General features: G+C 63.5%; 21 protein-coding genes. 5 read left to right on the top strand and 16 right to left on the bottom strand.

Annotated features, from left to right (window positions below; genetic code table 11):
* Positions 1–34 precede the first annotated feature (34 nt).
* From ahpF to ACCD07_RS14510, 5 genes are all read right to left on the bottom strand, one after another.
* Entirely contained in the window at positions 35–1,633 is a 1,599-nt protein-coding gene (gene ahpF, locus ACCD07_RS14490) for an alkyl hydroperoxide reductase subunit F (protein WP_353401567.1), read from the bottom strand.
* A 99-nt stretch (positions 1,634–1,732) separates the two neighbouring features.
* Positions 1,733–2,296: an alkyl hydroperoxide reductase subunit C gene (gene ahpC, locus ACCD07_RS14495; protein ID WP_176653407.1), complete on the bottom strand. Its 564-nt coding sequence runs from the start codon at positions 2,294–2,296 to the stop codon at positions 1,733–1,735.
* Positions 2,297–2,458: 162 nt separating this feature from the next.
* Positions 2,459–5,272: an EAL domain-containing protein gene (locus ACCD07_RS14500; protein ID WP_413447743.1), complete on the bottom strand. Its 2,814-nt coding sequence runs from the start codon at positions 5,270–5,272 to the stop codon at positions 2,459–2,461.
* Positions 5,273–5,408: 136 nt separating this feature from the next.
* Positions 5,409–6,818 carry an Ig-like domain-containing protein gene (locus ACCD07_RS14505; protein ID WP_176653406.1) on the bottom strand — a complete coding sequence of 470 codons (1,410 nt, stop codon included), beginning with the start codon at positions 6,816–6,818 and terminating at the stop codon, positions 5,409–5,411.
* A 187-nt stretch (positions 6,819–7,005) separates the two neighbouring features.
* Positions 7,006–9,276, bottom strand: a complete 2,271-nt coding sequence (locus ACCD07_RS14510; protein ID WP_218087869.1) for a YgiQ family radical SAM protein — start codon at positions 9,274–9,276, stop codon at positions 7,006–7,008.
* 233 nt (positions 9,277–9,509) lie between these two features.
* Here ACCD07_RS14510 and ACCD07_RS14515 point away from each other — a divergent pair, with 233 nt between their 5' ends.
* Positions 9,510–10,019: a DUF1269 domain-containing protein gene (locus ACCD07_RS14515; protein ID WP_353401570.1), complete on the top strand. Its 510-nt coding sequence runs from the start codon at positions 9,510–9,512 to the stop codon at positions 10,017–10,019.
* Positions 10,020–10,064: 45 nt separating this feature from the next.
* On the opposite strand, the gene ACCD07_RS14520 is transcribed toward ACCD07_RS14515, so the two are convergent.
* The 4 genes from ACCD07_RS14520 to ACCD07_RS14535 form a co-directional block, all read right to left on the bottom strand.
* The gene (locus ACCD07_RS14520) at positions 10,065–10,343 is read right to left on the bottom strand and encodes a DUF4404 family protein (protein WP_176653404.1); all 279 of its coding nucleotides are present in this window, start codon (positions 10,341–10,343) and stop codon (positions 10,065–10,067) included.
* Positions 10,344–10,352: 9 nt separating this feature from the next.
* On the bottom strand, positions 10,353–10,562 hold the full coding sequence (locus tag ACCD07_RS14525) for a VF530 family DNA-binding protein (RefSeq protein WP_176653403.1): 210 nt from the start codon (positions 10,560–10,562) through the stop codon (positions 10,353–10,355).
* 86 nt (positions 10,563–10,648) lie between these two features.
* Complete coding sequence (locus tag ACCD07_RS14530; RefSeq protein WP_413447744.1) at positions 10,649–12,778, bottom strand: M3 family metallopeptidase; 2,130 nt, start codon at positions 12,776–12,778, stop codon at positions 10,649–10,651.
* A gap of 3 nt (positions 12,779–12,781) precedes the next feature.
* The gene (locus tag ACCD07_RS14535) at positions 12,782–14,911 is read right to left on the bottom strand and encodes a M3 family metallopeptidase (protein ID WP_413447745.1); all 2,130 of its coding nucleotides are present in this window, start codon (positions 14,909–14,911) and stop codon (positions 12,782–12,784) included.
* Positions 14,912–15,127: 216 nt separating this feature from the next.
* Here ACCD07_RS14535 and ACCD07_RS14540 point away from each other — a divergent pair, with 216 nt between their 5' ends.
* Together ACCD07_RS14540 and ACCD07_RS14545 are read left to right on the top strand one after the other, a co-directional pair.
* A complete protein-coding gene (locus ACCD07_RS14540) occupies positions 15,128–15,493 on the top strand; it encodes an MmcQ/YjbR family DNA-binding protein (protein ID WP_353401576.1) in 366 nt (121 codons plus the stop codon).
* A gap of 71 nt (positions 15,494–15,564) precedes the next feature.
* Positions 15,565–15,876, top strand: a complete 312-nt coding sequence (locus tag ACCD07_RS14545) for a hypothetical protein (protein WP_176653400.1) — start codon at positions 15,565–15,567, stop codon at positions 15,874–15,876.
* Between the two features lie 129 nt (positions 15,877–16,005).
* Here ACCD07_RS14545 and ACCD07_RS14550 read toward each other — a convergent pair whose 3' ends face one another.
* From ACCD07_RS14550 to ACCD07_RS14570, 5 genes are all read right to left on the bottom strand, one after another.
* Positions 16,006–16,563, bottom strand: a complete 558-nt coding sequence (locus ACCD07_RS14550; RefSeq protein WP_176653399.1) for a TMEM175 family protein — start codon at positions 16,561–16,563, stop codon at positions 16,006–16,008.
* 308 nt (positions 16,564–16,871) lie between these two features.
* Entirely contained in the window at positions 16,872–17,108 is a 237-nt protein-coding gene (locus ACCD07_RS14555; RefSeq protein ID WP_413447746.1) for a type II toxin-antitoxin system Phd/YefM family antitoxin, read from the bottom strand.
* Positions 17,109–17,201: 93 nt separating this feature from the next.
* Positions 17,202–17,648 carry an SRPBCC family protein gene (locus tag ACCD07_RS14560; RefSeq protein WP_176653397.1) on the bottom strand — a complete coding sequence of 149 codons (447 nt, stop codon included), beginning with the start codon at positions 17,646–17,648 and terminating at the stop codon, positions 17,202–17,204.
* A gap of 96 nt (positions 17,649–17,744) precedes the next feature.
* Entirely contained in the window at positions 17,745–18,014 is a 270-nt protein-coding gene (locus tag ACCD07_RS14565) for a hypothetical protein (RefSeq protein WP_413447747.1), read from the bottom strand.
* Positions 18,015–18,146: 132 nt separating this feature from the next.
* The gene (locus ACCD07_RS14570; RefSeq protein ID WP_176653395.1) at positions 18,147–18,383 is read right to left on the bottom strand and encodes a type II toxin-antitoxin system Phd/YefM family antitoxin; all 237 of its coding nucleotides are present in this window, start codon (positions 18,381–18,383) and stop codon (positions 18,147–18,149) included.
* 151 nt (positions 18,384–18,534) lie between these two features.
* Between ACCD07_RS14570 and ACCD07_RS14575 the strand changes: the two genes are divergently transcribed.
* Positions 18,535–20,169, top strand: coding sequence for a TonB family protein (locus ACCD07_RS14575; protein ID WP_413447748.1), 1,635 nt, complete (start codon positions 18,535–18,537; stop codon positions 20,167–20,169).
* A 13-nt stretch (positions 20,170–20,182) separates the two neighbouring features.
* On the opposite strand, the gene ACCD07_RS14580 is transcribed toward ACCD07_RS14575, so the two are convergent.
* Complete coding sequence (locus tag ACCD07_RS14580) at positions 20,183–21,364, bottom strand: GGDEF domain-containing protein (RefSeq protein ID WP_413447749.1); 1,182 nt, start codon at positions 21,362–21,364, stop codon at positions 20,183–20,185.
* Between the two features lie 106 nt (positions 21,365–21,470).
* Between ACCD07_RS14580 and ACCD07_RS14585 the strand changes: the two genes are divergently transcribed.
* A complete protein-coding gene (locus tag ACCD07_RS14585; protein ID WP_413447750.1) occupies positions 21,471–21,938 on the top strand; it encodes a heme-degrading domain-containing protein in 468 nt (155 codons plus the stop codon).
* Positions 21,939–21,950: 12 nt separating this feature from the next.
* Here ACCD07_RS14585 and ACCD07_RS14590 read toward each other — a convergent pair whose 3' ends face one another.
* Positions 21,951–22,163: a SlyX family protein gene (locus tag ACCD07_RS14590; protein WP_413447751.1), complete on the bottom strand. Its 213-nt coding sequence runs from the start codon at positions 22,161–22,163 to the stop codon at positions 21,951–21,953.
* Positions 22,164–22,197 lie beyond the last annotated feature (34 nt).

Below are 22,197 nucleotides of genomic sequence, written 5' to 3' on the forward strand. Positions count from 1 at the left end.
CCGCTGAGAGCGGCCCTTTTCGCACTGCCGGCGCTTACGCCGTCATCGCCTGCTGCTGGGCCGACTCGGCCACCACTTCCTCGTCGTCCGAGCGGATCAGGTGATCGAAGGCCGACAGCGCCGCCTTGGCACCGTCGCCGGTGGCGATGATGATCTGCTTGAACGGCACCGTGGTGACGTCGCCGGCGGCAAACACGCCCGGCACCGAGGTCTGGCCGCGCGCGTCGACTTCGATCTCGCCGTGGCGCGACAGGGCCACCGTGCCTTTCAGCCATTCGGTGTTGGGCACCAGGCCGATCTGCACGAACACGCCTTCCAGCTCGACCTTGTGCGACACGCCGCTGTTGCGGTCAGTGTAGCTCAGGCCGTTGACGATCTTGCCGTCGCCGTGGATCTCGGTGGTTTGCGCCGAAGTGATCACGGTGACATTCTTCAGGCTGTGCAGCTTGCGTTGCAGCACCGCGTCGGCGCGCAGTTCCGCGCCGAACTCGATCAGCGTCACATGCTTGACCAGGCCGGCCAGGTCGATCGCCGCCTCGACGCCGGAATTGCCGCCGCCAATCACCGACACGCGCTTGCCCTTGAACAGCGGGCCGTCGCAGTGCGGGCAGTAGGCGACACCGTGGTTGCGGTATTCCTTCTCGCCCGGCACGTTGATTTCGCGCCAGCGGGCGCCGGTGGCCACAATCACCGACTTGGCCTTGAGCACGGCGCCGGAAGCGGTCTGTACCTCGACCAGCTTACCGACCGGCACCAGCTTGCTGGCGCGCTGCGTGTTCATGATGTCGACGTCGTATTCCTTGACGTGCTGCTCCAGCGCGATCGCGAATTTCGGGCCGTCGGTTTCCTTGACCGAGATGAAGTTCTCGATCGCCAGGGTATCCAGCACCTGGCCGCCGAAACGCTCGGCCAGCACGCCGGTCTTGATGCCCTTGCGGGCGGCGTAGATGGCCGCGGCCGCGCCGGCGGGGCCGCCGCCGACGATCAGCACGTCGAACACGTCTTTCTTGCTCAGCTCGGCCGCCTGGCGCACGCCGGCGTTGGTGTCGAGCTTGGCGAGGATTTCCTCGACGTTGGTGCGGCCCTGGCCGAAGTGCTCGCCGTTCAGGAACATCATCGGCACGGCCATGATCTGGCGCTCCTCGACTTCTTTCGGGAACACGCCGCCGTCGATGGTGGTGACCTTGATGCGCGGGTTAATCACCGACATCGCGTTGAGCGCCTGCACAACTTCCGGGCAGTTGTGGCAGGTCAGCGAGATGAAGGTTTCGAAGCTGTAATCGCCTTCCAGGTTGCGGATCTGCTCGATCACGGCGTCGTCGAATTTGATGGTGTGGCCGCCGACCTGCAGCAGCGCCAGCACCAGCGAAGTGAATTCATGGCCCATCGGCACGCCGGCGAAACGCACGCCGATGTCGGTGCCTGGGCGGTTGATGCTGAACGACGGTTTGCGTTCGGCGTCGTCGGCGCGCTTGACCAGCGTGATCTTGTCGCTCAACAGGACGATTTCCTGGAGCAGTTCTTCCATCTCGCGGGCTTTGGCGCTGTCATCGAGAGAGGCGACAATCTCAATCGGCTGTACCACTTTTTCCAGGTAAGCCTTCAACTGGGTTTTGAGAGTTGCGTCTAACATGATTTTTTCCTTTTCTACAAATATTTAGGCGTATGCCGGGCCGGACGCCCGGACCGGCATCGCGGTAACTACTTGTGTGCTGCAGTCTTGTTCAAAGACTTAGATCTTGCCGACCAGGTCCAGCGATGGGGTCAGGGTAGCTGCGCCCTCGGTCCATTTAGCTGGGCAAACTTCGCCTGGGTGCGATGCCACGTACAGCGCTGCCTTGACCTTGCGCAGCAGTTCGGAAGCGTCGCGGCCGATGCCGTTGTCATGCACTTCCAGCACTTTGATCTTGCCTTCTGGATTGATGACGAAGGTGCCACGGTAGGCCAGGCCTTCTTCTTCGATCATCACTTCGAAGTTGCGCGACAGGGTGCCGGTTGGGTCGCCGATCAGCGGATAGTTCACTTTCTTGATCGCGTCCGAGGTGTCGTGCCATGCTTTGTGGGCGAAGTGGGTGTCGGTCGATACGCCGTACACGTCCACGCCCAGCTTGGCGAATTCAGGCTGGTGATCGGCCAGGTCTTCCAGTTCGGTCGGGCACACGAAGGTGAAGTCGGCTGGGTAGAACATCAAGACGGACCACTTGCCCTTCAGGGACTCGTCGCTCACGTCGATGAACTTGCCGTTTGCGTATGCGGTTGCCTTGAATGGTTTGATTTGGGTATTGATCAGAGACATTGTGGTTTCCTCGTTGGGTTGTGAATCATTGAGACGCCAGTGTAAGGCGTTTTGACTCATTTGCGAAATTGATTGTCCCAATAGTTTCAATACGTTTTAACTATTGATAGCGCAAAGAGATAGCTATTATCTCCGTTCCGGGCGAAAAAAGAGGGATGCTGCTCAGTTGAGCGGCGGCTGGGCCCTCAGCAGCGCGTCGAATTGCTCGGCGGGCATGGGGCGGGCGAACAGGTAGCCCTGGCCGTAGTCGCAGCCGGCGGCGGCCAGCAGGTCGCGCTGTTCCGGCGTTTCCACCCCTTCGGCGATCACCCGCAGGCCCAGCTTGTGGGCCATGACGATGATCGCGTCCGACAGGGCCATGTCGCTGGAATCGGGCGCCAGGTTGCGGGTGAAGCTGCGGTCGATCTTCAGGTAGTCGATGTCGAACTTCTTCAGGTAGGACAGCGACGAGTAGCCGGTGCCGAAATCGTCCAGCGCCACCTGGATGCCGGCGTCGCGCAGCTGCAGCAGCTTGTTGCTGACCGCCGTGTTGGCGTCCAGCAGCAAGCCTTCGGTGATCTCCACCACCACCGACTGTCCCGGCAGGTCCAGCGTGCGCAGGTGCTGCAGCCAGGCGTCGTAGGAACCGTTCTCGCGCTGGAACTCCAGCGGCGACTGGTTGACGCTGACCTGGAACGCCGGATGGTGCTCCTGCCGCCAGCGCTTGACCCACAGCACCGATTCGCGGAACACCCATTCGCCGATGTCGATGATCAGGCCGCTGGCCTCGGCCAGCGGAATGAATTCCAGCGGACTGACGACGCCGCGCTGCGGGTGGTTCCAGCGTATCAGCGCCTCGGCCTTGTGGATGCGGCCGGTCCTCAGGTGCACGATGGGCTGGAAATACAGTTCGAACTGCTTGCCCTTGAGCGCGCCGCGCAGGTCGTTGGTCAGGCGCATGCGGTTCAGCGCGGCCACCTGCAAGGTCGGCGTGAAATAGCTGAAGCGGTTGCGGCCGGCGCCCTTGGCCACGTACATGGCCTGGTCGGCGTGCTTGAGCAGGTCGTCGATGTCGAGCGCGTCGTCCGGGTACAGCGTGATGCCGATGCTGGCCGAGACGAAGGCCTGCTCCTGGCCCAGCTCGAACGGCTGCAGCAGGCTGTCGATGATGTTCTGCGCGATGGTCTCGACCCGCTCGCCGCCATCGTGGCCCAGCTCCGACAGGATCACCGTGAACTCGTCGCCGCCCAGCCGCGCCACCGTGTCCGACTTGCGCACGCAGGCGCTGATGCGGCGCGCCGCGTCGACCAGCAGGATGTCGCCCTGGTGGTGGCCCAGCGTGTCGTTGACTTCCTTGAAGTGGTCGAGGTCGATGAACAGGATGGCGATGCGCGACTTGTCGCGCTGGCTCTTGAGCATGTCGTGCGCCAGCCGGTCGTGGAACATGCGGCGGTTCGGCAGCTGCGTCAAGGTGTCGAAATTGGCCTGTTGCCAGATCAGCGTCTCGCTCTGCTTCTTGGCCGTCACGTCCTCGATCATGCACAGGTGGTGCGGATGGCTGCCCTGCTCGGTCTCGATGGCGGTGATCGACACTTCGATCCAGGTCATGCCGCCGTCCGGACGGAACAGCCGGCTGGTGACCTTGAAGTTGTCGATCTGCTGCGCCGTCAGCAGCGCCATCTGCGCCTTGACCTGGCCCACGTCCTCCGGGTGGCCCACCTCCAGCCATTTCATCGCGCTCAGCTCCTGCTGCGAGCGGCCGACGATTTCCTGGTAGCGCGGGTTGATGTCGCGGTATTCATAGGTGATCGAATCGATCAGCGCGATGCCCAGCGGCGACGCCTCGAACATGGTGCGGAAACGCTGCTCGCCCTTGCGGATCGCCTCCAGCGCGCGCTTGCGTTCGCGCGCCAGCAGGCTGAAGTGGATCGCCGCGCCCAGCACCAGCAGCAGCGCGGCCACGCCCAGCACGCGGTACAGCCACAGCAGGCTGGTGCGGCCGTTGTCGAGGTTGTACATGAAGCCGTCGAAATTGGCCTGCCGGGGCAGCAGGCCCAGCCCGGCGTACACGTCGGCGATGTGGCGCCAGCGCTCCGGGTTCATGTAGCCGATCTCCACCAGCACCGGCTGCACCAGCGGCACCATCTGGCGCGCCTCGTACAGCAGGTGCTGGCGGTCGTTGCGGCGCGAATACTTGGTGAGGATCAGGTCGGCCGCCTCCTCCTGGTGGCTCATCGCCCATTGCCAGCCGCGCATGCTGGCGGCGCGGAAGGCGCGCGCCCGTGCCGGATGGTTGGCGATCTCGTGCTCGCTGGTGAACAGGTTGTCGCCGTAGAAATCGATGCCCACCGCGCGCGGACTGTAGATATCGTAGGGGAAGCCGACGCGGTCGAAGATGTCCGGCTCGTTGGTGGTGAAGACCGCCATCGCATCGACCTTGCCGCTGACCAGGTCGTCCGGATTGAAACTGGGCTCGACGCGCTGGTAGCTGGTGGGCGGCACGCCTTCCTTGAGCAGGTAGGCCAGCAGTTCGTCGGCGCTGCTCAATTCGTCGGTCAGCGATCCCACCATCGCGCGCTTGCCGATCAGGCGGCGGATGTCGGGCTCGGCGGCGGTCTGGCGCATCGCCAGCGCGTACGGCGAATGCTGGAAGATGACGCCCAGCACCACCACCGGCTTGCCGGCCAGCCGCGCCAGCAGCAGGCCGCTGCTGCCGACGCCGTACTCGGCCTTGCCGGCGATGACGTCGCGCTCCGGCTGGTTGCCGTCGCTGCCTTCGAGGATGCGCACGTCCAGCCCCGCCTCGCGGTAATAGCCCTGCTCCAGCGCGGCGTAGTAGCCGGCGAACTGGAACTGGTGCGCGTGCTTGAGCTGCAAGGTGACTTTTTCCTGCGCGCCGGCGACGCCGGCCACGCCCAGCAGCAGCGCCAGCCATACCGCGCCGCCACGGCGCGGGGCCGGAGTGATCAAAGCGAAGGCAACATCGCGTAATCGCACCGAGGGTCCCGAGGGAAATGAACTGGATATAGTGTAGCTGTTTCAGCCCGGAAATCGTGACTCTCCGCCATCGGCCACGCGCAAAAAGCAACGGACGGCCAGGCTTGCGCCTGCCGTCCGCCGTATGGGTCCCGGGCTAGTTGGGGATGCTGACCGGGACCGGCTGCTGGGCGTTGCCGCCGTTGCCCAGCTGGCCCTCGGCATTGCGGCCCCAGCCCCACAGCGAGTTGTCCGAGCGCAGGCCGAAGCTGTGCGCGGCGCCAGAGCTGACCGAGATCCAGGTGGTCGCCGTACCGATCTGCACCGGCGTCGGGGTGTCCGGGCCGCCGTTGCCGAGCTGGCTTTCGGCATTGCTGCCCCAGCCCCACAGCTGGCCGTCGCGGGTCACCGCCATGGTGTGCGCGGTGCCGGCAGAGACCACCGCCCAGTTGTTGGCGACGCCGATCTGCACCGGCGCCGACACATTGGCCGAACCGTTGTTGCCGAGCTGGCCGCTGGCGTTGTTGCCCCAGGCGTAGAGGGAGCCGTCGGCGCGGATCGCCACCGAATGCAGGCTGCCGGCCGACACCGACGACCAGGTCGATGAACCGAGCTTGGCCGGCGCCGAGATATCCACCAGGCCGCCGTTGCCGACCTGGCCGCTGCCGTTGCCGCCCCAGCCGTACAGATTCTGCGTGTCCTTCTGGATGCCCAGCGAATGGGTGTCGCCGGCGGCTACCGTTTGCCACAGCGTGGTGCCGATCTTGGTCGGCACCAGCCGGTCGATGGTGGTGGTGTCGCCCAGCTGGCCGTTGAAGTTGCGGCCCCAGGCGTACAGCGCGCCGCTGGTCTTGATCGCGAACGCGTGGCCCTTGCCGGCGGCGACGAAGGCCCAGTCGGTGTCCTTGCCGATCTTGGCCGGCGTGGCGTGGTCGACCGTGGTGCCGTCGCCCAGGCGGCCGTTCTGGTTGAAGCCCCACGACCAGATGGTGCCGTCGGTGCGCAGCGCCACGACGAACTGCTCGCCCACCGCCACCTGCTTCCAGATCGTGCTGCCGCCGGATACCAGCACCGGCGTGTTGCGGTCCAGGCTGGTGCTGTCGCCCAGCTGGCCGCGGATGTTCGAGCCCCAGCTGTACAGGTTGCCGTCGGCCTTGCGGGCGATGGTCTGCAGGCCGCCGGCCACGACGTTGGTCCACGGCGCGATCACGCTCAGCGTGACGCTGCCGGAGATGCCGTCCTGGGTCGCGGTGAAGGTGTCGCTGCCGACCGCCTTGGCGGTCACCACGCCGCTGGAGAAGATGCTCGCCACCGCGCCCGTGCCCTTGAAGGTCCAGACCACGCCGCTGGCCGTGTTCAGCGCCTTGGTGCTGTTGTCCGAATAGGTGCCGGTGGCCGTCAGCGTCTGGCTGGTGCCGATCGGCATGGTCGAGTTGGCCGCCGTGACGGTGATGGATTTCAACACCGGCACCGACGGCGTCGAGGAACCGCCGCCACCGCCGCCGCAGGCCGCCAGCACGGCGAACAGGGGAGCCAGCAACAGGGACGAGAATTTAAAATTTTTCATGATCTTCCAGTTCACAGAATGAGGTCTGCGGAGCAATCAGTGTAGCCACAAGCGGACTGCGCACATCGCCGGAGCAGGACTGAATTATCCATGCAATTGCGTCGATGGGGGTATTTAACAACATTTCTTTAGGGGAAAAAGCGAAAAAAAAAAGCAGCGAGGATGAAGACCGCTGCTTTTTTTCATGCTACTTGCGTCCGCGCGGTGGCGGCGCGGGGCCGCGGGCCGGCTTCTTGACCTTGATGGTGTCGAGGATGGACGCGCGCGGCTTGGTGTCGAGCGACTGGCGCGCCGTCAGCGAGCCGGTCAGCGCATTGGCGCGCGGACCGCGTTGCTGCGGCTGGGCCGAGGCCACGATGCCGGACTTGGCGCCCTTGGCCGCCGGCGCCGGGCCGGACGGCGTGCGGCGGCTCGGGTCGGACAGGCCGCCTTCGCCGGCGGTCCAGCTCGGGATCAGGTGCTTGTCGCCGTTGCCGATCAGGTCGCCGCGGCCCATGGCCACCAGCGCCTCGCGCAGGATCGGCCAGTTCTCCGGATCCTGATAGCGCAGGAAAGCCTTGTGCGTGCGGCGGATCTTGCCGCTGCGCGCGGTTTCGACGTTTTCCGAATCCTCGGTCACCTTGTGCAAGGGGTTCTTGCGCGTGTGGTACATGGTGGTGGCCATCGCCATCGGCGTCGGCATGAAGGTCTGCACCTGGTCCAGCTTGAAGTTGTTCTTCTTCAGCCACAGCGCCAGGTTCAGCATGTCGAGGTCGGTCGTGCCCGGGTGGGCGGCGATGAAGTACGGGATCAGGTACTGCTTCTTGCCCGCCTCCAGCGAGAAGCGGTCGAACATTTCCTTGAACTCGTCGTAGGCGCCGATGCCCGGCTTCATCATCTTCGACAGCGTGTTCTCTTCGGTGTGCTCGGGCGCGATCTTCAGCAGGCCGCCGACGTGGTGGGTCACCAGTTCCTTCACATACTCCGGCGAACGCACGGCGATGTCGTAGCGCAGGCCCGACGAAATCAGGATCTTCTTCACGCCGGGGATGGCGCGCGCCTTGCGGTACAGCGAGATCAGCTTGCTGTGGTCGGTGCCCAGGTTGACGCAGATCGACGGGTACACGCACGACAGGCGGCGGCACGACTGCTCGATCTTCGGATCCTTGCAGGCCAGCCGGTACATATTGGCGGTCGGGCCGCCGAGGTCGGAAATGGTGCCGGTGAAGCCCTTGGTCTTGTCGCGGATGTGCTCGATCTCGCGCAGGATCGACGGCTCGGAACGGCTCTGGATGATGCGGCCCTCGTGCTCGGTGATCGAGCAGAAGGTGCAACCGCCGAAGCAGCCGCGCATGATGTTGACCGAGAAACGTATCATTTCCCAGGCCGGGATGCGGGCCTTGCCGTACGACGGGTGCGGCGCGCGGGCGTAGTTCATGTCGTAGACGCCGTCCATCTCGTCCATGCGCAGCGGCAGCGGCGGCGGATTGAGCCAGACGTCGCGCTCGCCGTGCGCCTGCACCATGGCGCGGGCGTTGCCGGGATTCGATTCCAGGTGGAACACGCGCGAGGCGTGGGCGTACATCACCGGATCGGTGCTGACGGTTTCATACGAGGGCAGGCGCACCACGGTCTTGTCGTGCTTTTCCCTGGCCATGGCCTGGCGTTCTTCGCGGCTCATGATGCGGATGGTCTTGACCACCTCGACCGGCTTGGGCTCGACCATGCCTTCGTTGACCTCGGCCTCGGCGCCGCCGTTGCTGGTGGCGCAGGACGAGGAATTGGCCTGCACCATCATGTACGGGTCCGGATGGGTGTCGATCTTGCCCGGCACGTCGACCCGGGTGCTGTTGTGCACGCCCCAGTCCTCGCCCGGCAACCAGCCGGCCGGCACCATGAAGGCGGTGCCGCGCAGGTCGCGGATGGACTTGATGTCCTCGCCGGCGGCCATGCGGTGGGTCAGGTCGACCAGCGCGCGCTCGGCGTTGCCGAAGATCAGCAGGTCGGCCTTGGAATCGGTCAGCACCGAGCGGCGTACCTTGTCCGACCAATAGTCGTAGTGGGCGATGCGGCGCAGCGAGGCCTCGATCGAGCCGATGACGACCGGCGTGCCGGGGTAGGCTTCGCGCACGCGCTGGGCGTAGACGGTGACGGCGCGGTCGGGACGCTTGTTCGGCTCGCCGTTGGCGGTGTAGGCGTCGTCGGAGCGGATCTTGCGGTCGGCCGTGTAGCGGTTGACCATCGAGTCCATGTTGCCGGCGGTGATGCCGTAGTACAGGCGCGGCTTGCCGAGCGCGCGGAAGGCGTCGGCCGAATGCCAGTCCGGCTGGCTGATGATGCCGACGCGAAAGCCTTGCGCCTCCAGCAGGCGGCCGACCAGCGCCATGCCGAAGCTCGGATGGTCGATGTAGGCGTCGCCGGTGACGAGGATGACATCGCACTCGTCCCAGCCGAGCGCGTCCATCTCGGCGCGGGACATCGGCAGGAAAGGCGCCACGGCAGCGCGGGCAGACCGCTTGGGGACGGTCGCAAATAAGTTGGCAGGGGAGTTCATATCGGACAGCATTGTACCGGAAATGCCTCCGCTCCGCTCATGACTATAGGAAAATTTCTTTAGTATTCAAACACTTGAGTGACAATGATGGTAAATCTACATTGCTTTACCCGGCAGCTTTGCTATAACGAATAGATCACCACCGCAGGGAGACCATCATGCGACGCCGACTTTATTTCATGCTGCCCAACATCCAAAGCGCCCGTTCCATGCTGGACGAGTTGCTGCTGGCCCGGATCGAAATCGGCCACATGCGCTTCATGGCCAGGGATGCGCTGCCCGACGACATGCCGGACGTCAGCTTCGTGCAAAAGACCGATCTGGTGCACGGCGCCCAGCTGGGGGTGGTGATCGGCGCGATAGTCGGTCTCGGCGCGGGGGTGTTCCTGACCATGTTCCCGGTCGACGGCATGACCTTGCGCACGGCGGCCATCCTGCTGGTGACCCTGGGCGGGGCGCTGTTCGGCGGCTGGGCTTCCGGCATGAACGCGGCGGCCGTGCCGAACACGCGGCTGCGCCAGTTTGCCGACCGCATCGCGCAGGGCCAGGTACTGTTGATCGTGGACGTGCCGGTGCGGCGCGTTGAAGAAATCGAAGAGATGATCGCCAAGCGTCATCCCGAAATCAGCTTTGGCGGTATGGAACCGCCGATGCTGGCGTTTCCGTAACGCCGGCTGCCCGGGGACTTAGGTTCCCCGGGTCCTTCCTCCGCTTTAAATCCCCATGCTAGACAGGATATTGCCCAGCTCGCGCAGGGCCGGCTCCAGTTGCGGATGCTGTGCCGCGAACTTGGCGGAGATTTCCTGGGTGCGTTCGGCCAGGCCGTAGGTGGTGCTCGGGCCCGGTTCGGCTTCGGCCGCGCGCCGCTCCAGCAGCAGCTTGATGTCGCCGTCCAGCTGCGTCAGCAAATCCTTCAACTCGTCGTCGATCGGACCGGCGCTGGCCAGGTTGCTGCGCAGGGAGCTCAGTGATTCCTTCAGATTGCTGTCCATATTAGTCCCCTAGTCGGTAAATTTCGTGGCCACGTAAAGTTCTTCGACCCTGGCTCTGGCCCACGGTGTCTTGCGCAAGAATTTCAGGCTGGACTTGATGCTGGGATCGCTGATGAAACAATTGATGTCGATCCGCTGGCCCAGCTGGTCCCAACCGTAATGCGCGTGCAAACGGGTGACGATGGCTTCCAGCGTTACGCCGTGCAGTTCGTTGCTCATGTGTTCTATCTTACTCATAAAAAAAGATGCCGGACTCGATTCTTACACAAATCGAGTCCGGCATCTTGTTCGTTGCTCAACCTTGCTTACTTCTCAGTCAGGCCGCGGCGCTCCAGCAGCGGCTCGATGGTGGCATCGCGGCCGCGGAACTTGCGGTACATGTCCATCGCATCCATGGTGCCGCCGCGCGACAGCAGCATCTTGCGGAACCAGTCGCCGTTCTTGCGCAGCATGCCGCCGTGCTCGTTAAACCAGTTGACGGTATCCGCGTCGAGCTTTTCCGACCACAGGTAGCCGTAGTAGCCGGCCGAGTAGCCACCCGAGAAGACATGCGAGAAGTAGGTCGTGCGGTAGCGCGGCGGCACCGGCGCGTAGTCGACGCCGGCCGCCTTCAGCGATGCCGCCTCGAAGCCCAGCAGGTCGGTCGGGATCTGGGACGCGCCCAGCTGGTGCCATTTCTGGTCCAGCATGGAGGCGGCCAGGTACTCGGTGGTGCGGAAGCCCTCGTTGAATTTCTTCGACGCGATCACCTTGTCCAGCAGCTCCTGCGGCATGGCCGCGCCGGTCTGGTAGTGTTTGGCGTAATTGGCCAGCACTTCAGGCCACACCGACCACATCTCGTTGACCTGCGACGGGAACTCGACGAAATCGCGCGGCACGCGGGTGCCGGAGAAGCGCGGATAGTTCACGTTGGAGAACATGCCGTGCAGCGCATGACCGAACTCGTGGAAGGCGGTGCGCAGCTCGTCGTAGGTCAGCAGCGTCGGCTCGCCGGCGTTCGGCTTCGGAATGTTCAGGTGGTTGGCGATGATCGGATGCGTGCCCATCAGCTTGGACTGCGACACGTAGGCATTCATCCAGGCGCCGCCGCGCTTGTTGCTGCGGGCGTAGTAGTCGCCGATGAAGATGGCCAGCTGCTTGCCGTCGGCATCGAACACGTCCCACACGCGCACGTCCGGATCGTAGACCGGCAAGTCCTTGCGTTCCTTGAACGTCAGGCCGTAGACCTTGTTGGCGGCGAAGAAGACGCCGTTGGTCAGCACGTTGTTCAGTTCGAAGTAGGGCTTGAGCTGGTTCTGGTCGAAATTGAAGCGCTCGGCGCGCACCTTGTCGCTGTAGAACGACCAGTCCTGGGCGGCCAACTGGAAGCCGCCGTTTTCCTTGTCGATCACCTGCTGGATCTCGGCGCCTTCCTTCTTCGCGTTGGCGACGGCCGGGCGGGCGAACTCGGACAGCATCTTGTTGACCGCTTCCGGCGTTTGCGCGGTCTGGTCTTCCAGCGAGTAGGCGGCGAAGTTGGGGTAGCCCAGCAGCGCCGCTTTTTCCGCGCGCAGCCTGGCCAGCTTCAGCACGACGTCCGTGTTGTCGAACTTGCCGCCGTGGCTGCCGCGCGCCAGCGAGGCGGCCATCAGGCGTTCGCGCACGGCGCGGTTGGTCAGCACCGCCAGGTTGGCCTGGCCGGTGGTGTTGACGACGGGGATGGCGAACTTGCCTTCCAGGCCGCGCGTCTTGGCGACGGCGGCGGCGGCGTCGATCGCCTTGTCCGACATGCCGGCCAGCTCTTCGCGGGTGTCGACGATCAGCGCCGATGCATTGGCTTCTTCCAGAACGTTCTGCGCGAAGCTGGTCTGCAGCTTGGCCAGCTCGCCGTTCATCGCCTTCAGTTTTTCCTTGTCGGCGTCGGACAGCCTGGCGCCGGCGCGCACGAAGTCGGTGTTGTAGCGCTGCAGCAGGTATTTCGACTCGGCGTCCAGATGCAGCTTGTCGCGCTTGTCGTACAGCGACTTGATGCGCGCATACAGCTTGGCGTTGAGGCGGATCGCGTCGCTGTGCGCCGACAGCTTGGGCGACAGCTCGCGCTCCAGCGCCTTGAACGTGTCGTTGGTGTTGGCGCCGGACAGGCTGAAGAACACGGTCGACACGCGCGACAGCAGCTGGCCGGACTTTTCCAGCGCGACGATGGTGTTGTCGAAGGTGGCCGGTTTCGGATTGTTGGCGATGGCCTCGATCTCGGCGGCGTTGATGCGCATGCCTTCGGCGAAGGCCGGCGCGTAGTCTTCGTTCTTGATCTTGTCGAACTGCGGATAGCCCCACTGCAGCGGGCTGACCGTGGCGAACGGATTACTGGCCGGCAGCATCGATGCCGGTTCGGCCGCGTACGCGCTGCCGCAGACGGCCGCCACGGCGGTCGCGATGAAGATATTGGTCTGGTTCATGGATTATTTCCCGGTCAGGCCGCGGCGTTCCAGCAGCGGTTCGATGACGGCGTCGCGGCCGCGGAAGTTGCGGAACAGGTTCATGGCGTCATCGGTGCCGCCGCGCGACAGCAGCTTGGCGCGGAACCAGTCGCCGTTTTCACGCTTCAGGCCGCCTTTTTCCTTGAACCATTCGACGGTGTCGGCGTCCAGTTTTTCCGACCACAGGTAGGCGTAGTAGCCGGCCGAGTAACCGCCGGAGAAGCTGTGCGAGAAATAGGTGGTGCGGTAGCGCGGCGGCACCGGCGCGAAATCGACGCCCATGTCCTTCAGCGATTGCGCTTCAAAGCCCAGCACGTCGGTCGGGATCTGCGCCGGCGTCAGCTGGTGCCAGCGCTGGTCCAGCAGCGAGGCCGACAGGTACTCGGTGGTCAGGAAGCCCTGGTTGAATTTCTTGGTGGCGATGACCTTGTCCAGCAACTCCTTCGGCATCGGCGCGCCGGTCTTGTAGTGCTTGGCGTAGTTGGCCAGCACTTCCGGCCACACGGCCCACATCTCGTTGACCTGCGATGGATACTCGACGAAGTCGCGCGGCACGTTGGTGCCGGAGAAGCGCGGGTACTTCACGTTCGAGAACATGCCGTGCAGCGCATGGCCGAACTCGTGGAAGGCGGTCTTCACTTCGTCGTAGGTCAGCAAGGTCGGCTCGCCTGCGGGCGGCTTGGGAATGTTGAGGTGGTTGGCCACCACCGAATGCGTACCCAGCAGCGACGATTGCGAGATGTACTCGTTCATCCATGCGCCGCCCTGCTTGTTGCTGCGGGCGTACATGTCGGCCAGGAAGATCGCCAGCTGCTTGCCGTCGGCGTCGAACACGTCGAACACGCGCACGTCCGGGTTGTACACCGGCAGGTCCTTGCGCTCCTTGAACGACAGGCCGTACAGCTTGCCGGCGGCGTAGAACACACCATTGGTCAGCACGTTGTTCAGTTCAAAGTAGGGCTTGAGCTGGTTCTCGTCCAGCGAGAAGCGCTGCGCGCGCACCTTGTCGGTGTAGAAGGCCCAGTCGGCCGCATCGATCTGGAAGCCGCCTTTTTCCGCATCGACCACCGCTTGCAGGTCGGCCGCTTCTTTCCTGGCGTTGTTGACGGCCGGCTTGGCCAGCTCGCTCAGCAGCTTGTTGACGGCGGCGGTGTCGTGCGCGGTCTGGTCTTCCAGCGAGTAGGCGGCGAAGTTGGCGTAGCCCAGCAACGCGGCTTTCTCGGCGCGCGCCTTGGCGATCTTCAGCACCACGTCGCGGTTGTCGAATTCACCGCCATGGCTGCCGCGCGCCAGCGACAGGGCCATCAGCTTTTCGCGCACGGCGCGGTCGGTCAGCACGGCCAGCGGCGGCTGGCCGCTGGTGTTGACCACGGCGACCAGGAACTTGCCGTCCATGCCCTTGGCTTTGGCGGCTGCCGCGGCGGCGTCGATGGCGGCGTCGCTCATGCCGGCCAGTTCGGCGCGGGTGTCGACCACCAGCGCCGAAGCGTTGGTTTCCTTCAGCACGTTCTGGGTGAAGGTGGTTTGCAGCGTGGCGATGGTGCCGTTGATGGCTTTCAGTTTTTCCTTGTCGGCGGCCGACAGCTTGGCGCCGGCGCGGACGAAATCGGTGTGATAGCGTTCCAGCAGGTGCTTGGACTCGGCGTCGAGCTTGAGCGTGTCGCGCTTGTCGTACAGCGACTGGACGCGGGCAAACAGCTTGGCGTTGAGGAAGATCGTGTCGTTGTGGGCAGCCAGCTTCGGCGACATTTCGCTGTCGATGGCGTCCAGCTTGTCGTTGGTGTTGGCGCCTTGCAGGTTGCTGAAGGTGGTTTGCACGCGGGTCAGCAGCGCGCCGGATTTTTCCATCGCGACGATGGTGTTGTCGAAGGTGGCAGGCTTCTTGTTGTTGGCGATGGCGTCGATTTCCTTCAGCTGGATGCGCATGCCCTCGGCGAAGGCCGGCAGGAAGTGCTCGTCCTTGATTTTGTCAAACGCCGGGTAGTGGAACGGCAGCGTGCTGGCGGCGGCCAGCGGATTGCCGGCCAGCGAGGCGGCCGGCGCCGCGAGTACAGTCTGGGAAAACGCCAGGCCGAGAGCGGCCGCGATGACTAGCATTTGAGGACGGGACATGGTTGCATCTTTCAATAAACGCCAAGGAAAAATGCTGACGCGGCGAAGCGCAGCATGGAAGCGCAAGATCATATCAGGGTGATATGGCGGTAGTCACTGGCAAAAAATGCTGCACTGCACTTGATCGGAAAGCAAGACGGTTTTCCGAAGAAAGCTCTGTATTGTTAGTAATTTTACAGCTATGCTGACGTCCCGACGCAACAATCGACCGTAGAAATGAATACCCAACAACTGAAACGCCATTGCCTGCAATTTCCCGGCGCCGTGGAGACGCTGCATGGCGAGCCGTCGAACATCCTGGTCTACAAGGTCGAGGACAAGACCTTCGCGTATTTCAAGACCAGCGAGCCGGAGCGATGGCGTTTCAGCGTGCGCGTCACGCCGGACCGCTTCCTGGAGCTGACCGACATGCCGGGCGTGAAGCCGGCCCGCTACATGGGCCGCTTTCACTGGGTGACCATCGTCGACGTCAGCCAGTTCCCGGCCGACTACCTGGCCGAACTGGTGGCCGGCTCGTACCGCCGCGCGGTGGAGTCGCTGAGCAAGGCCAAACAGAAAGCGCTGGGCGGGACTTCGGCGTAGGATTATGAGGCGCGTCAAAGAGGCTAAATAACGCGCGACGTAGAGTACATGGATTGTCAGGAGGAAATCTGATGAACGCGATCAATCACGAGGAACTGGAAAAGCTCAGGCCACAAATTCTCGCCGCACTGGAAGATCCCAACTATCTTGCCAGGACCATCCAAGACCTTGCAGAAGCGATAGGAATCGACGAACGTACCTTCGTGCGGACCATGAAATCCGATCCGGAACTTCGAGGTAAATTGAAGCTATACCCCGGCAGGTCGGAAAACGGGGAATTGCTACTCACCACGCGAGCTAAATTCTACAAAACCGCACCTTGGCGCGCACAATTTCTCGATATGTTCGCCAACGACCGCGCGTCCCTGGATGATGTGGTCTGAAACGGCGCCATATCTCGAGACGTTGCGCACGTCCGTCCTTCTGATTGTCATCGCCTCGTTCGGCGGGCTGGTGCTATTTGGGCTAAAGATATCCGTCCGAGGCCAGTCGAACTACGAACAAGCGCTAAATTAACGCCGTTCAAATCGACGGTCGGGGATGAACCAGATCGCGGCAACCACAACGTAGATCGCGAAGCCCGCCATCGGTTGCACGCACGACACCGCGATGCCTGCCGCGTACAGCAATGTGGAGAGCTTGCCCTTGCGATCCTTGCCCAGCGCGACCTTCACCGCCTCGTTGTTCGACGCCAGGCACCTTGCCAGAACAAGGTAGGCGACGCTGGACATCAACAACACAAAGCCATAGCAGGCCAGCGGCACGGCGGCGAAATGATTCTCGCCCATCCAGCCCGTGACGAACGGCACCAGCGACAGCCAGAACAGCAGATGCAGATTGCCCCACAGCGCACCACCGGTGACCTGGCCGACGGTGTGGATCAGGTGATGGTGGTTGTTCCAGTAAATGCCAACGTAGACAAAGCTTAGCACGTAGCTGAGGAACACCGGCCACAAAGGCTGCAGCGCCGCCCAGTCCGCTCCATGCGGCACCTTCAGCTCCAGCACCATGATGGTGATGATGATGGCGATGACGCCATCGCTGAATGCCTCAAGCCTACCCTTGCCCATGTTTACTCCTCCGTGGAAATGTAGGCCAGCATAACGACGCTGCCGGTTCAATTCAAGTGTGGATGCATCGCCTGTCAGCGCAGGGCCGATTTGACGTCCCGATTGACCAGCCTCCTAGCTGCGCAAAAGCTGGCATCGAAGGCCGAAATGCGAGGCAGCCTTAGACATGTTTCGATCGAAGGTCTACAGTTCGGCTTGATATTCCTGGCCCAGCGCCAAATGCAGTGCGTCGCCGGCGCGAAGGCCGGTCTGCCATCCATCCAACATATGCGCCGCCATACGATGGTCGTTGTCATCGACATACCGCATCAGAAGCGGTCCGAATCGCGCATTTTGCGTATGAATTCGGCTGCCGGCTCGCCCAAATAACGAATGCCTGCCCGGTGTTCGGCCAAGCTTGGAACATGCTGGCACGGCGGATAGCTTTTTACGATCTTGGCGACCGCTTTTCCACGCTTGGTGATCGTCACCTGCTCACCGCCTTCCACCAACTCGATCAGCTTGCTTAGCTGCGCTTTCGCTTCGGCCAAAGAAAACGTGTGCATGGGAACCTCATTACTATCTGGATGGTCATGAGATCGTAGCACCACGTCCTCGCAAGCATCAGGAAAGCCGCGCAGCTGACTCGGCGAAAAGTATCATTCGCGAATCTCGGCTTCGACCAGTTGGCCCAGCAAAACCAGAGACTCCTGCCAGCCCAAATAGCACATCTCCGCAGGAATGACCTCCGGTATGCCCTCCTGCACAACCTTCAGCTCGACGCCGCAGAACACTGCCCGCAGCGTCACCGTCGTCTGCATCGTGCCCGGCAGGTTCGGGTCGTCGAATACGGCGGTGTAACGTAGGCGCTCATTCGGCACCAGTTCCAGATATTCGCCGCCGAAGGAGTGGCCGCCGCCGGTAGTGAAGTTGGTGAACGACATCCGATAGCTGCCGCCGACCTTCGCATCCATTTGATGCACCTTGCCGGTGAAGCCATTTGGCGGCAGCCATTTGGCCATGGCGTCGGCGTCCAGGAAGGCGCGGTACACACGCTCCGGCGTAGATTTGAGAACGCGGTGCAGTTGAACAGTATTCGTCGTCATGATTAATCTCCTGAAAAGTAGAGGACCACCCTCTGTATGCTACGACGAACGAGGACAGTAAAAATCGACACTTAACGTCAGCATATCTTTGCCCATCTAGAGCAGGTTGACGGAAATTCCTAGAATATTACCTGCGAGGGCCATGCCATGATCCAGCGTGAACACTGTTGCGCCATGACCTGCAGCGATGGCAAGGTGTAACGCGTAACCAGCGCGCAGCGCCGTTTGCCAGCTGCTAAGCAGTAACGCGGCATTGCGATGGTCGGCATCAAGCACCGCAAGACGGCGAAATTGCGGCGATACCACCCGCATGTAGACATCGATGACATCCTTCGCCTGCGCATCAGTCAACTGCTTTGTGCGCAACTTTACTCCCAGAGCAGATAGCAATTCGAGCTCGGACCAACTGCTGATGGCCAGATGCTCCCCCTACACTCAGCATGAAGGCTTTCTCTGGTGTCAGATAGGCGATCAGGACGCTGGTGTCCACGTATCGCATCAGTAGCGATCGGTATCCCGGAGCCGCCGGATAAAATCGCCCGCCGACTCATCCTGATGGGGAAGGCGCGCCCTTAATTCATCGAGGGTAGGAAATTGCTGCGGAACAGACTTGCTCGCCACGATTTGAGCCACCGGACGGCCGCGCTTGGTGATCGTGACTTCTCCACCCGCCTCCACAAGAGCAATCAGGCGGCTCAATTGGGCTTTGGCCTCGGCTAAGGTAACGGTTTCCATGGTTTCCCTGCTGACTATCTTGATGACCACTTCAGGATATCACGCCTTGCCGCTCGCCCAGAACACCGACAACCTGTCTTGGCCGTAATAGACAAATAAATAATTTCACCCTATTCTACTGTTTTCAAATTTGAAACATTAAGGATACGCCATGCCCCGTTCCACGACTCCTTTGCGGCTGCTGGCCGCCGCGCTGGGCATTTCCGCATCGTTCGGCCTGAGTGCCGCCGGAGTCGAGCGCACGGCGGCCGTCGCCGATTTCGCCACCTGCGCCAAGCCCGAGTGGCCCAAGGAAGCGCTGCGCAAGGAACAGACCGGCACGGTGACGCTGGCCTTCCTGATCGACGCCGACGGTTCCGTTGGCGATTCCAAGGTCACCAGGTCCAGCGGCTTCCCCTTGCTCGACGAGGCGGCGATAAACGGCCTGCGCCGCTGCCATTTCAAGCCGGGAACCATCGACGGCCGCGCCGCCAGCGCCTGGATGCAGATGCAATATGTCTGGACCATCGAAGGCCCGGCCAAGGTGAAGGTCAATCAGCAGGAGGTGGACCAGTACCGCGCCACCGCGCTGGCCGGCGATCCGGAGGCGCTGTACCTGCTGGCCAAAGCCTACAGCAATGGCGCCCCCAACCAGGCGGTCAGCCTGGCCACGTTCCGCGTGACGCTGGACGAGGGCCTGGCGCAGGCCCAGTTTGAACTGGCCCACCGCCTGTCGACCGGCACCAATGCGCCGCAGGACCACAACGAAGCGGCGGTCTGGGTGCGGAAAGCCGCCGAGGGCGGCCTCTCCGCCGCGCAGTTGAAACTGGGGTCGCTGCACGAATCGGGCACCGGCGTGCCGCGCGACTACGCGATGGCGATGGACTGGTACAGCAAGGCTGCGGCCCAAGGCAACCACGCGGCGGAAAACAATCTCGGCGTCTTGTACGGCAACGGCCGCGGCGTCAAGCAGGACTACGCCGAAGCGGCCGGCTGGTACCGCAAGGCGGCGGAAGGCGGCAATACCTGGGGGCAAGCCAACCTGGGCCGCTATTACCTGTACGGCTATGGCGTGGCGCAGGACACTCAGCAGGCGCAACTGTGGCTGCAGCGCGCGTCGGACAAGCACAACGCCGCCGCCGACGGCGACCTGGCCATGATGTACCTGACCGGGCGCGGCGTGCCGATCAACGACGAGGAAGGCATCAAGCACCTGCGTCGCGCGGCGCAGGGCGGCGACGTGCCGTCGCAGATCCGCCTTGGCCTGGCGCTGACGCATGGCGTGCGCGTCGCCGCCGATCCGGTCGAAGGCGTGTCCTGGCAACGCGTGGCGGCCGAGCATGGCAACGCCATGGGGCAGAACAACCTGGGCTATGCCTACGAAACCGGCAGCGGCGTGGCGCAGGACTATGCCAGCGCCCGCGACTGGTATGTGCGCGCCGTGGCGCAGGGCAACGGCGCGGCCCAGGCGGCGCTGGGCGGCCTGTACGAACACGGCCAGGGCGTGGAGAAGGACGTGGTCAAGGCCGCCGGCCTGTACCAAGCCGCCGCCGACCATGGCAACGCGGACGGCATGCATCGCCTGGCGGCGTTGTACGAGGCGGGCCTCGGTGTCGAAAAGAATTTGGCGCTGGCGGCATCGCTGTACGAGAAGGCGGCGGGCCTGGACTTCGAGCCGGCGATGCGACGCCTCAGCGCCGCCTATGCCAAGGGTGAACTGGGCCTGCAGCCAAACACGGGCCTGACCCACATCTGGCAGGAGACGGCCGACCGCCGGGCCGCGCGCGGCGGCTTCGCCTTCCGCTAGTGGACGGTAACCACTAGGCCAGTCCGGCCAGCTCCGGCTGCACGTCCTGCGCATCGAGGGTGCAGCCGCGTCCGAGCGCCTTGGCGCGGTACAGCGCGACGTCGGCGCGCGACAGCATCGCTTCGATGGTGTCGGCGCCGGCCGCGCGCATCGCGAAGCCGGCGCTGTAGGACAGTTCGAAGCCCAGTTGCGGCATGGCGTTGGCCGCCAGCCAGCGGCGCAAGCGCAGGTCGTAGGCCAGCACGGCGGCCGCATCGGCATGGTTGAGCAGCACGCAAAACTCTTCGCCGCCGTAGCGGCCGACCATGTCGCCGGTGCGGCTGACCGCCTGCAGCGCCTGCGCGAACACGCGCAACGCGCGGTCGCCGGCATCATGGCCGCGCTTGTCGTTGATGAGCTTGAAGTAGTCCAGGTCCAGCATCAGCACGCCGACCGGATTCTGGTAGCGCGCGCCGATGGCCAGGTCGGCCGTGGCCCGTTCCAGCCAGGCACGGCGGTTCAGGGCGCCGGTCAGGCCGTCGACCGTGGCCAGCCGCTGCAGTTCGCGCGCGGCCTCGTCGCGGTGCGCCAGCAGGATGGCCGCCAGCGACAGCACCACCGTCACGTTGGCCACCAGCGCGAACACCAGGTTGACCAGGTGCGGCGCGAAGAAGTTGGGGAAATCGGCGGTGTAGAAGGCGCCCAGCACGCCGCGCCAGGCGGTCACCACCATCTGCGCCAGCAGCGAGATCACCAGCAGCCAGCGCCAGCGCCCGACCGTCACCTGCGGCGCGCGGCACAGCGCGTAGACCACCGTCGCCATCTGCAGCGTCAGCAAGCCGTTCGACCAGCCGACGCGGAAGGCGTAACTGCTGAAGCCGACGCCATAGCCGACCGTCAGCAGCGCGGCGATCACCGCCGGCGCGCGCGCGGTCGCGGCGCGGCCGCACCACAGGTCGAAGGCGGCGGCGTTGAGCGCCATGCCGCCGGCGATGCAGGCCATCGACAGCGTCGACAGCAAACGATCCATCAGCGATTGGGGCGGGAACTGGCTCGACAGCAGCAGCAGTACCCAGCCGGCCGTCTGCATCAGGATGCCGGCCTGGGCGCGGTGCGCCGTCTGGTTGACCCGCCCCATAAAGTACGGCAAGGCGGCCGCCATCACCAGCATGTTCAGCGTCATGACGAAGAGCAGGGAGGATACGTCGATATGCATGGATGGCTTGAAAGGTCAGGCGGAATGCGGCTCGCAACGGATCAGTATAGCGTACCAGGCACGTGGTCGGCTAAACTCGCAGCTTGTCACCCACACAGGAACATCGATGGAAAATTACGCGGAACTGCTGGAAACCCTTGCGCAGCAGGAAAAAGAGTTGCAATTCGCCGCCTTCGACAGCGATACCGCGCTGGCGCTGGGCTTGAAGGTGATCGAGCTGGCCAGACAGCAGGGCAAGGCCATCACGGTCAATATCACCGTCAACAGCAAGGTCCTGTTCCATCACGCGATGCAGGGCGCGTCGGCCGACCAGGCCGACTGGATACGCCGCAAGAACAATGTGGTGGCGCGCTTCGGCCGCTGCTCGTTCTACATCGGCATCGACCACAAACATCGCGGCGTGGCCTTCGACGAGATCAAGTACCTGGACCCGGTGGACTACGCGGCCAACGGCGGCGCCTTCCCGATCACCATCAAGGACACCGGCATCATCGGCACGGTCACCGTCTCCGGCATGCGCCAGGCGGAAGACCACGCGATGGTGGTGGAAGCGCTGCGCGCGGTGCTGGCCTGAACCAGCAGTGAATCAGTAGTGCGGCGGCGGTTCGTGCGCGAGGGCGCCGCCGCCACCGCTCTGGGCCTGGTCGCGCACGTGCTGGACCAGCGCCGCGCACATCTGCTCCAGCTTGTCGATCTGTTGCTGCTGCTCGTAGACGCGCTGGTTCAGCGACTCCACCAGATGCTCCTGGTGCGCCAGTTTGATTTCGATATCGATAAAGCGGTCTTCGGTGGTGCTCACGGCATGCTCCCTGCTGGAAAGCATGCATTGTACC

This window comes from Duganella sp. Dugasp56, from assembly GCF_047304105.1.
Classification (GTDB): domain Bacteria; phylum Pseudomonadota; class Gammaproteobacteria; order Burkholderiales; family Burkholderiaceae_D; genus Rugamonas; species Rugamonas hordei.

Excerpts from the sequence above, each read along its gene's own strand:
- ACCD07_RS14525 (WP_176653403.1), bottom strand. The coding sequence starts at position 10,562 with ATGAGCAACGAACTGCACGGCGTAACGCTGGAAGCCATCGTCACCCGT.
- ACCD07_RS14505 (WP_176653406.1), bottom strand. The coding sequence starts at position 6,818 with ATGAAAAATTTTAAATTCTCGTCCCTGTTGCTGGCTCCCCTGTTCGCC.
- ACCD07_RS14540 (WP_353401576.1), top strand. The coding sequence starts at position 15,128 with ATGAATACCCAACAACTGAAACGCCATTGCCTGCAATTTCCCGGCGCC.
- ACCD07_RS14570 (WP_176653395.1), bottom strand. The coding sequence starts at position 18,383 with ATGGAAACCGTTACCTTAGCCGAGGCCAAAGCCCAATTGAGCCGCCTG.
- ACCD07_RS14515 (WP_353401570.1), top strand. The coding sequence starts at position 9,510 with ATGCGACGCCGACTTTATTTCATGCTGCCCAACATCCAAAGCGCCCGT.
- ACCD07_RS14560 (WP_176653397.1), bottom strand. The coding sequence starts at position 17,648 with ATGACGACGAATACTGTTCAACTGCACCGCGTTCTCAAATCTACGCCG.
- ACCD07_RS14530 (WP_413447744.1), bottom strand. The coding sequence starts at position 12,778 with ATGAACCAGACCAATATCTTCATCGCGACCGCCGTGGCGGCCGTCTGC.
- ACCD07_RS14555 (WP_413447746.1), bottom strand. The coding sequence starts at position 17,108 with ATGCACACGTTTTCTTTGGCCGAAGCGAAAGCGCAGCTAAGCAAGCTG.
- ahpF (WP_353401567.1), bottom strand. The coding sequence starts at position 1,633 with ATGTTAGACGCAACTCTCAAAACCCAGTTGAAGGCTTACCTGGAAAAA.
- ACCD07_RS14550 (WP_176653399.1), bottom strand. The coding sequence starts at position 16,563 with ATGGGCAAGGGTAGGCTTGAGGCATTCAGCGATGGCGTCATCGCCATC.
- ACCD07_RS14585 (WP_413447750.1), top strand. The coding sequence starts at position 21,471 with ATGGAAAATTACGCGGAACTGCTGGAAACCCTTGCGCAGCAGGAAAAA.
- ACCD07_RS14520 (WP_176653404.1), bottom strand. The coding sequence starts at position 10,343 with ATGGACAGCAATCTGAAGGAATCACTGAGCTCCCTGCGCAGCAACCTG.
- ACCD07_RS14510 (WP_218087869.1), bottom strand. The coding sequence starts at position 9,276 with ATGTCCCGCGCCGAGATGGACGCGCTCGGCTGGGACGAGTGCGATGTC.
- ACCD07_RS14580 (WP_413447749.1), bottom strand. The coding sequence starts at position 21,364 with ATGCATATCGACGTATCCTCCCTGCTCTTCGTCATGACGCTGAACATG.
- ACCD07_RS14535 (WP_413447745.1), bottom strand. The coding sequence starts at position 14,911 with ATGTCCCGTCCTCAAATGCTAGTCATCGCGGCCGCTCTCGGCCTGGCG.
- ahpC (WP_176653407.1), bottom strand. The coding sequence starts at position 2,296 with ATGTCTCTGATCAATACCCAAATCAAACCATTCAAGGCAACCGCATAC.
- ACCD07_RS14575 (WP_413447748.1), top strand. The coding sequence starts at position 18,535 with ATGCCCCGTTCCACGACTCCTTTGCGGCTGCTGGCCGCCGCGCTGGGC.
- ACCD07_RS14545 (WP_176653400.1), top strand. The coding sequence starts at position 15,565 with ATGAACGCGATCAATCACGAGGAACTGGAAAAGCTCAGGCCACAAATT.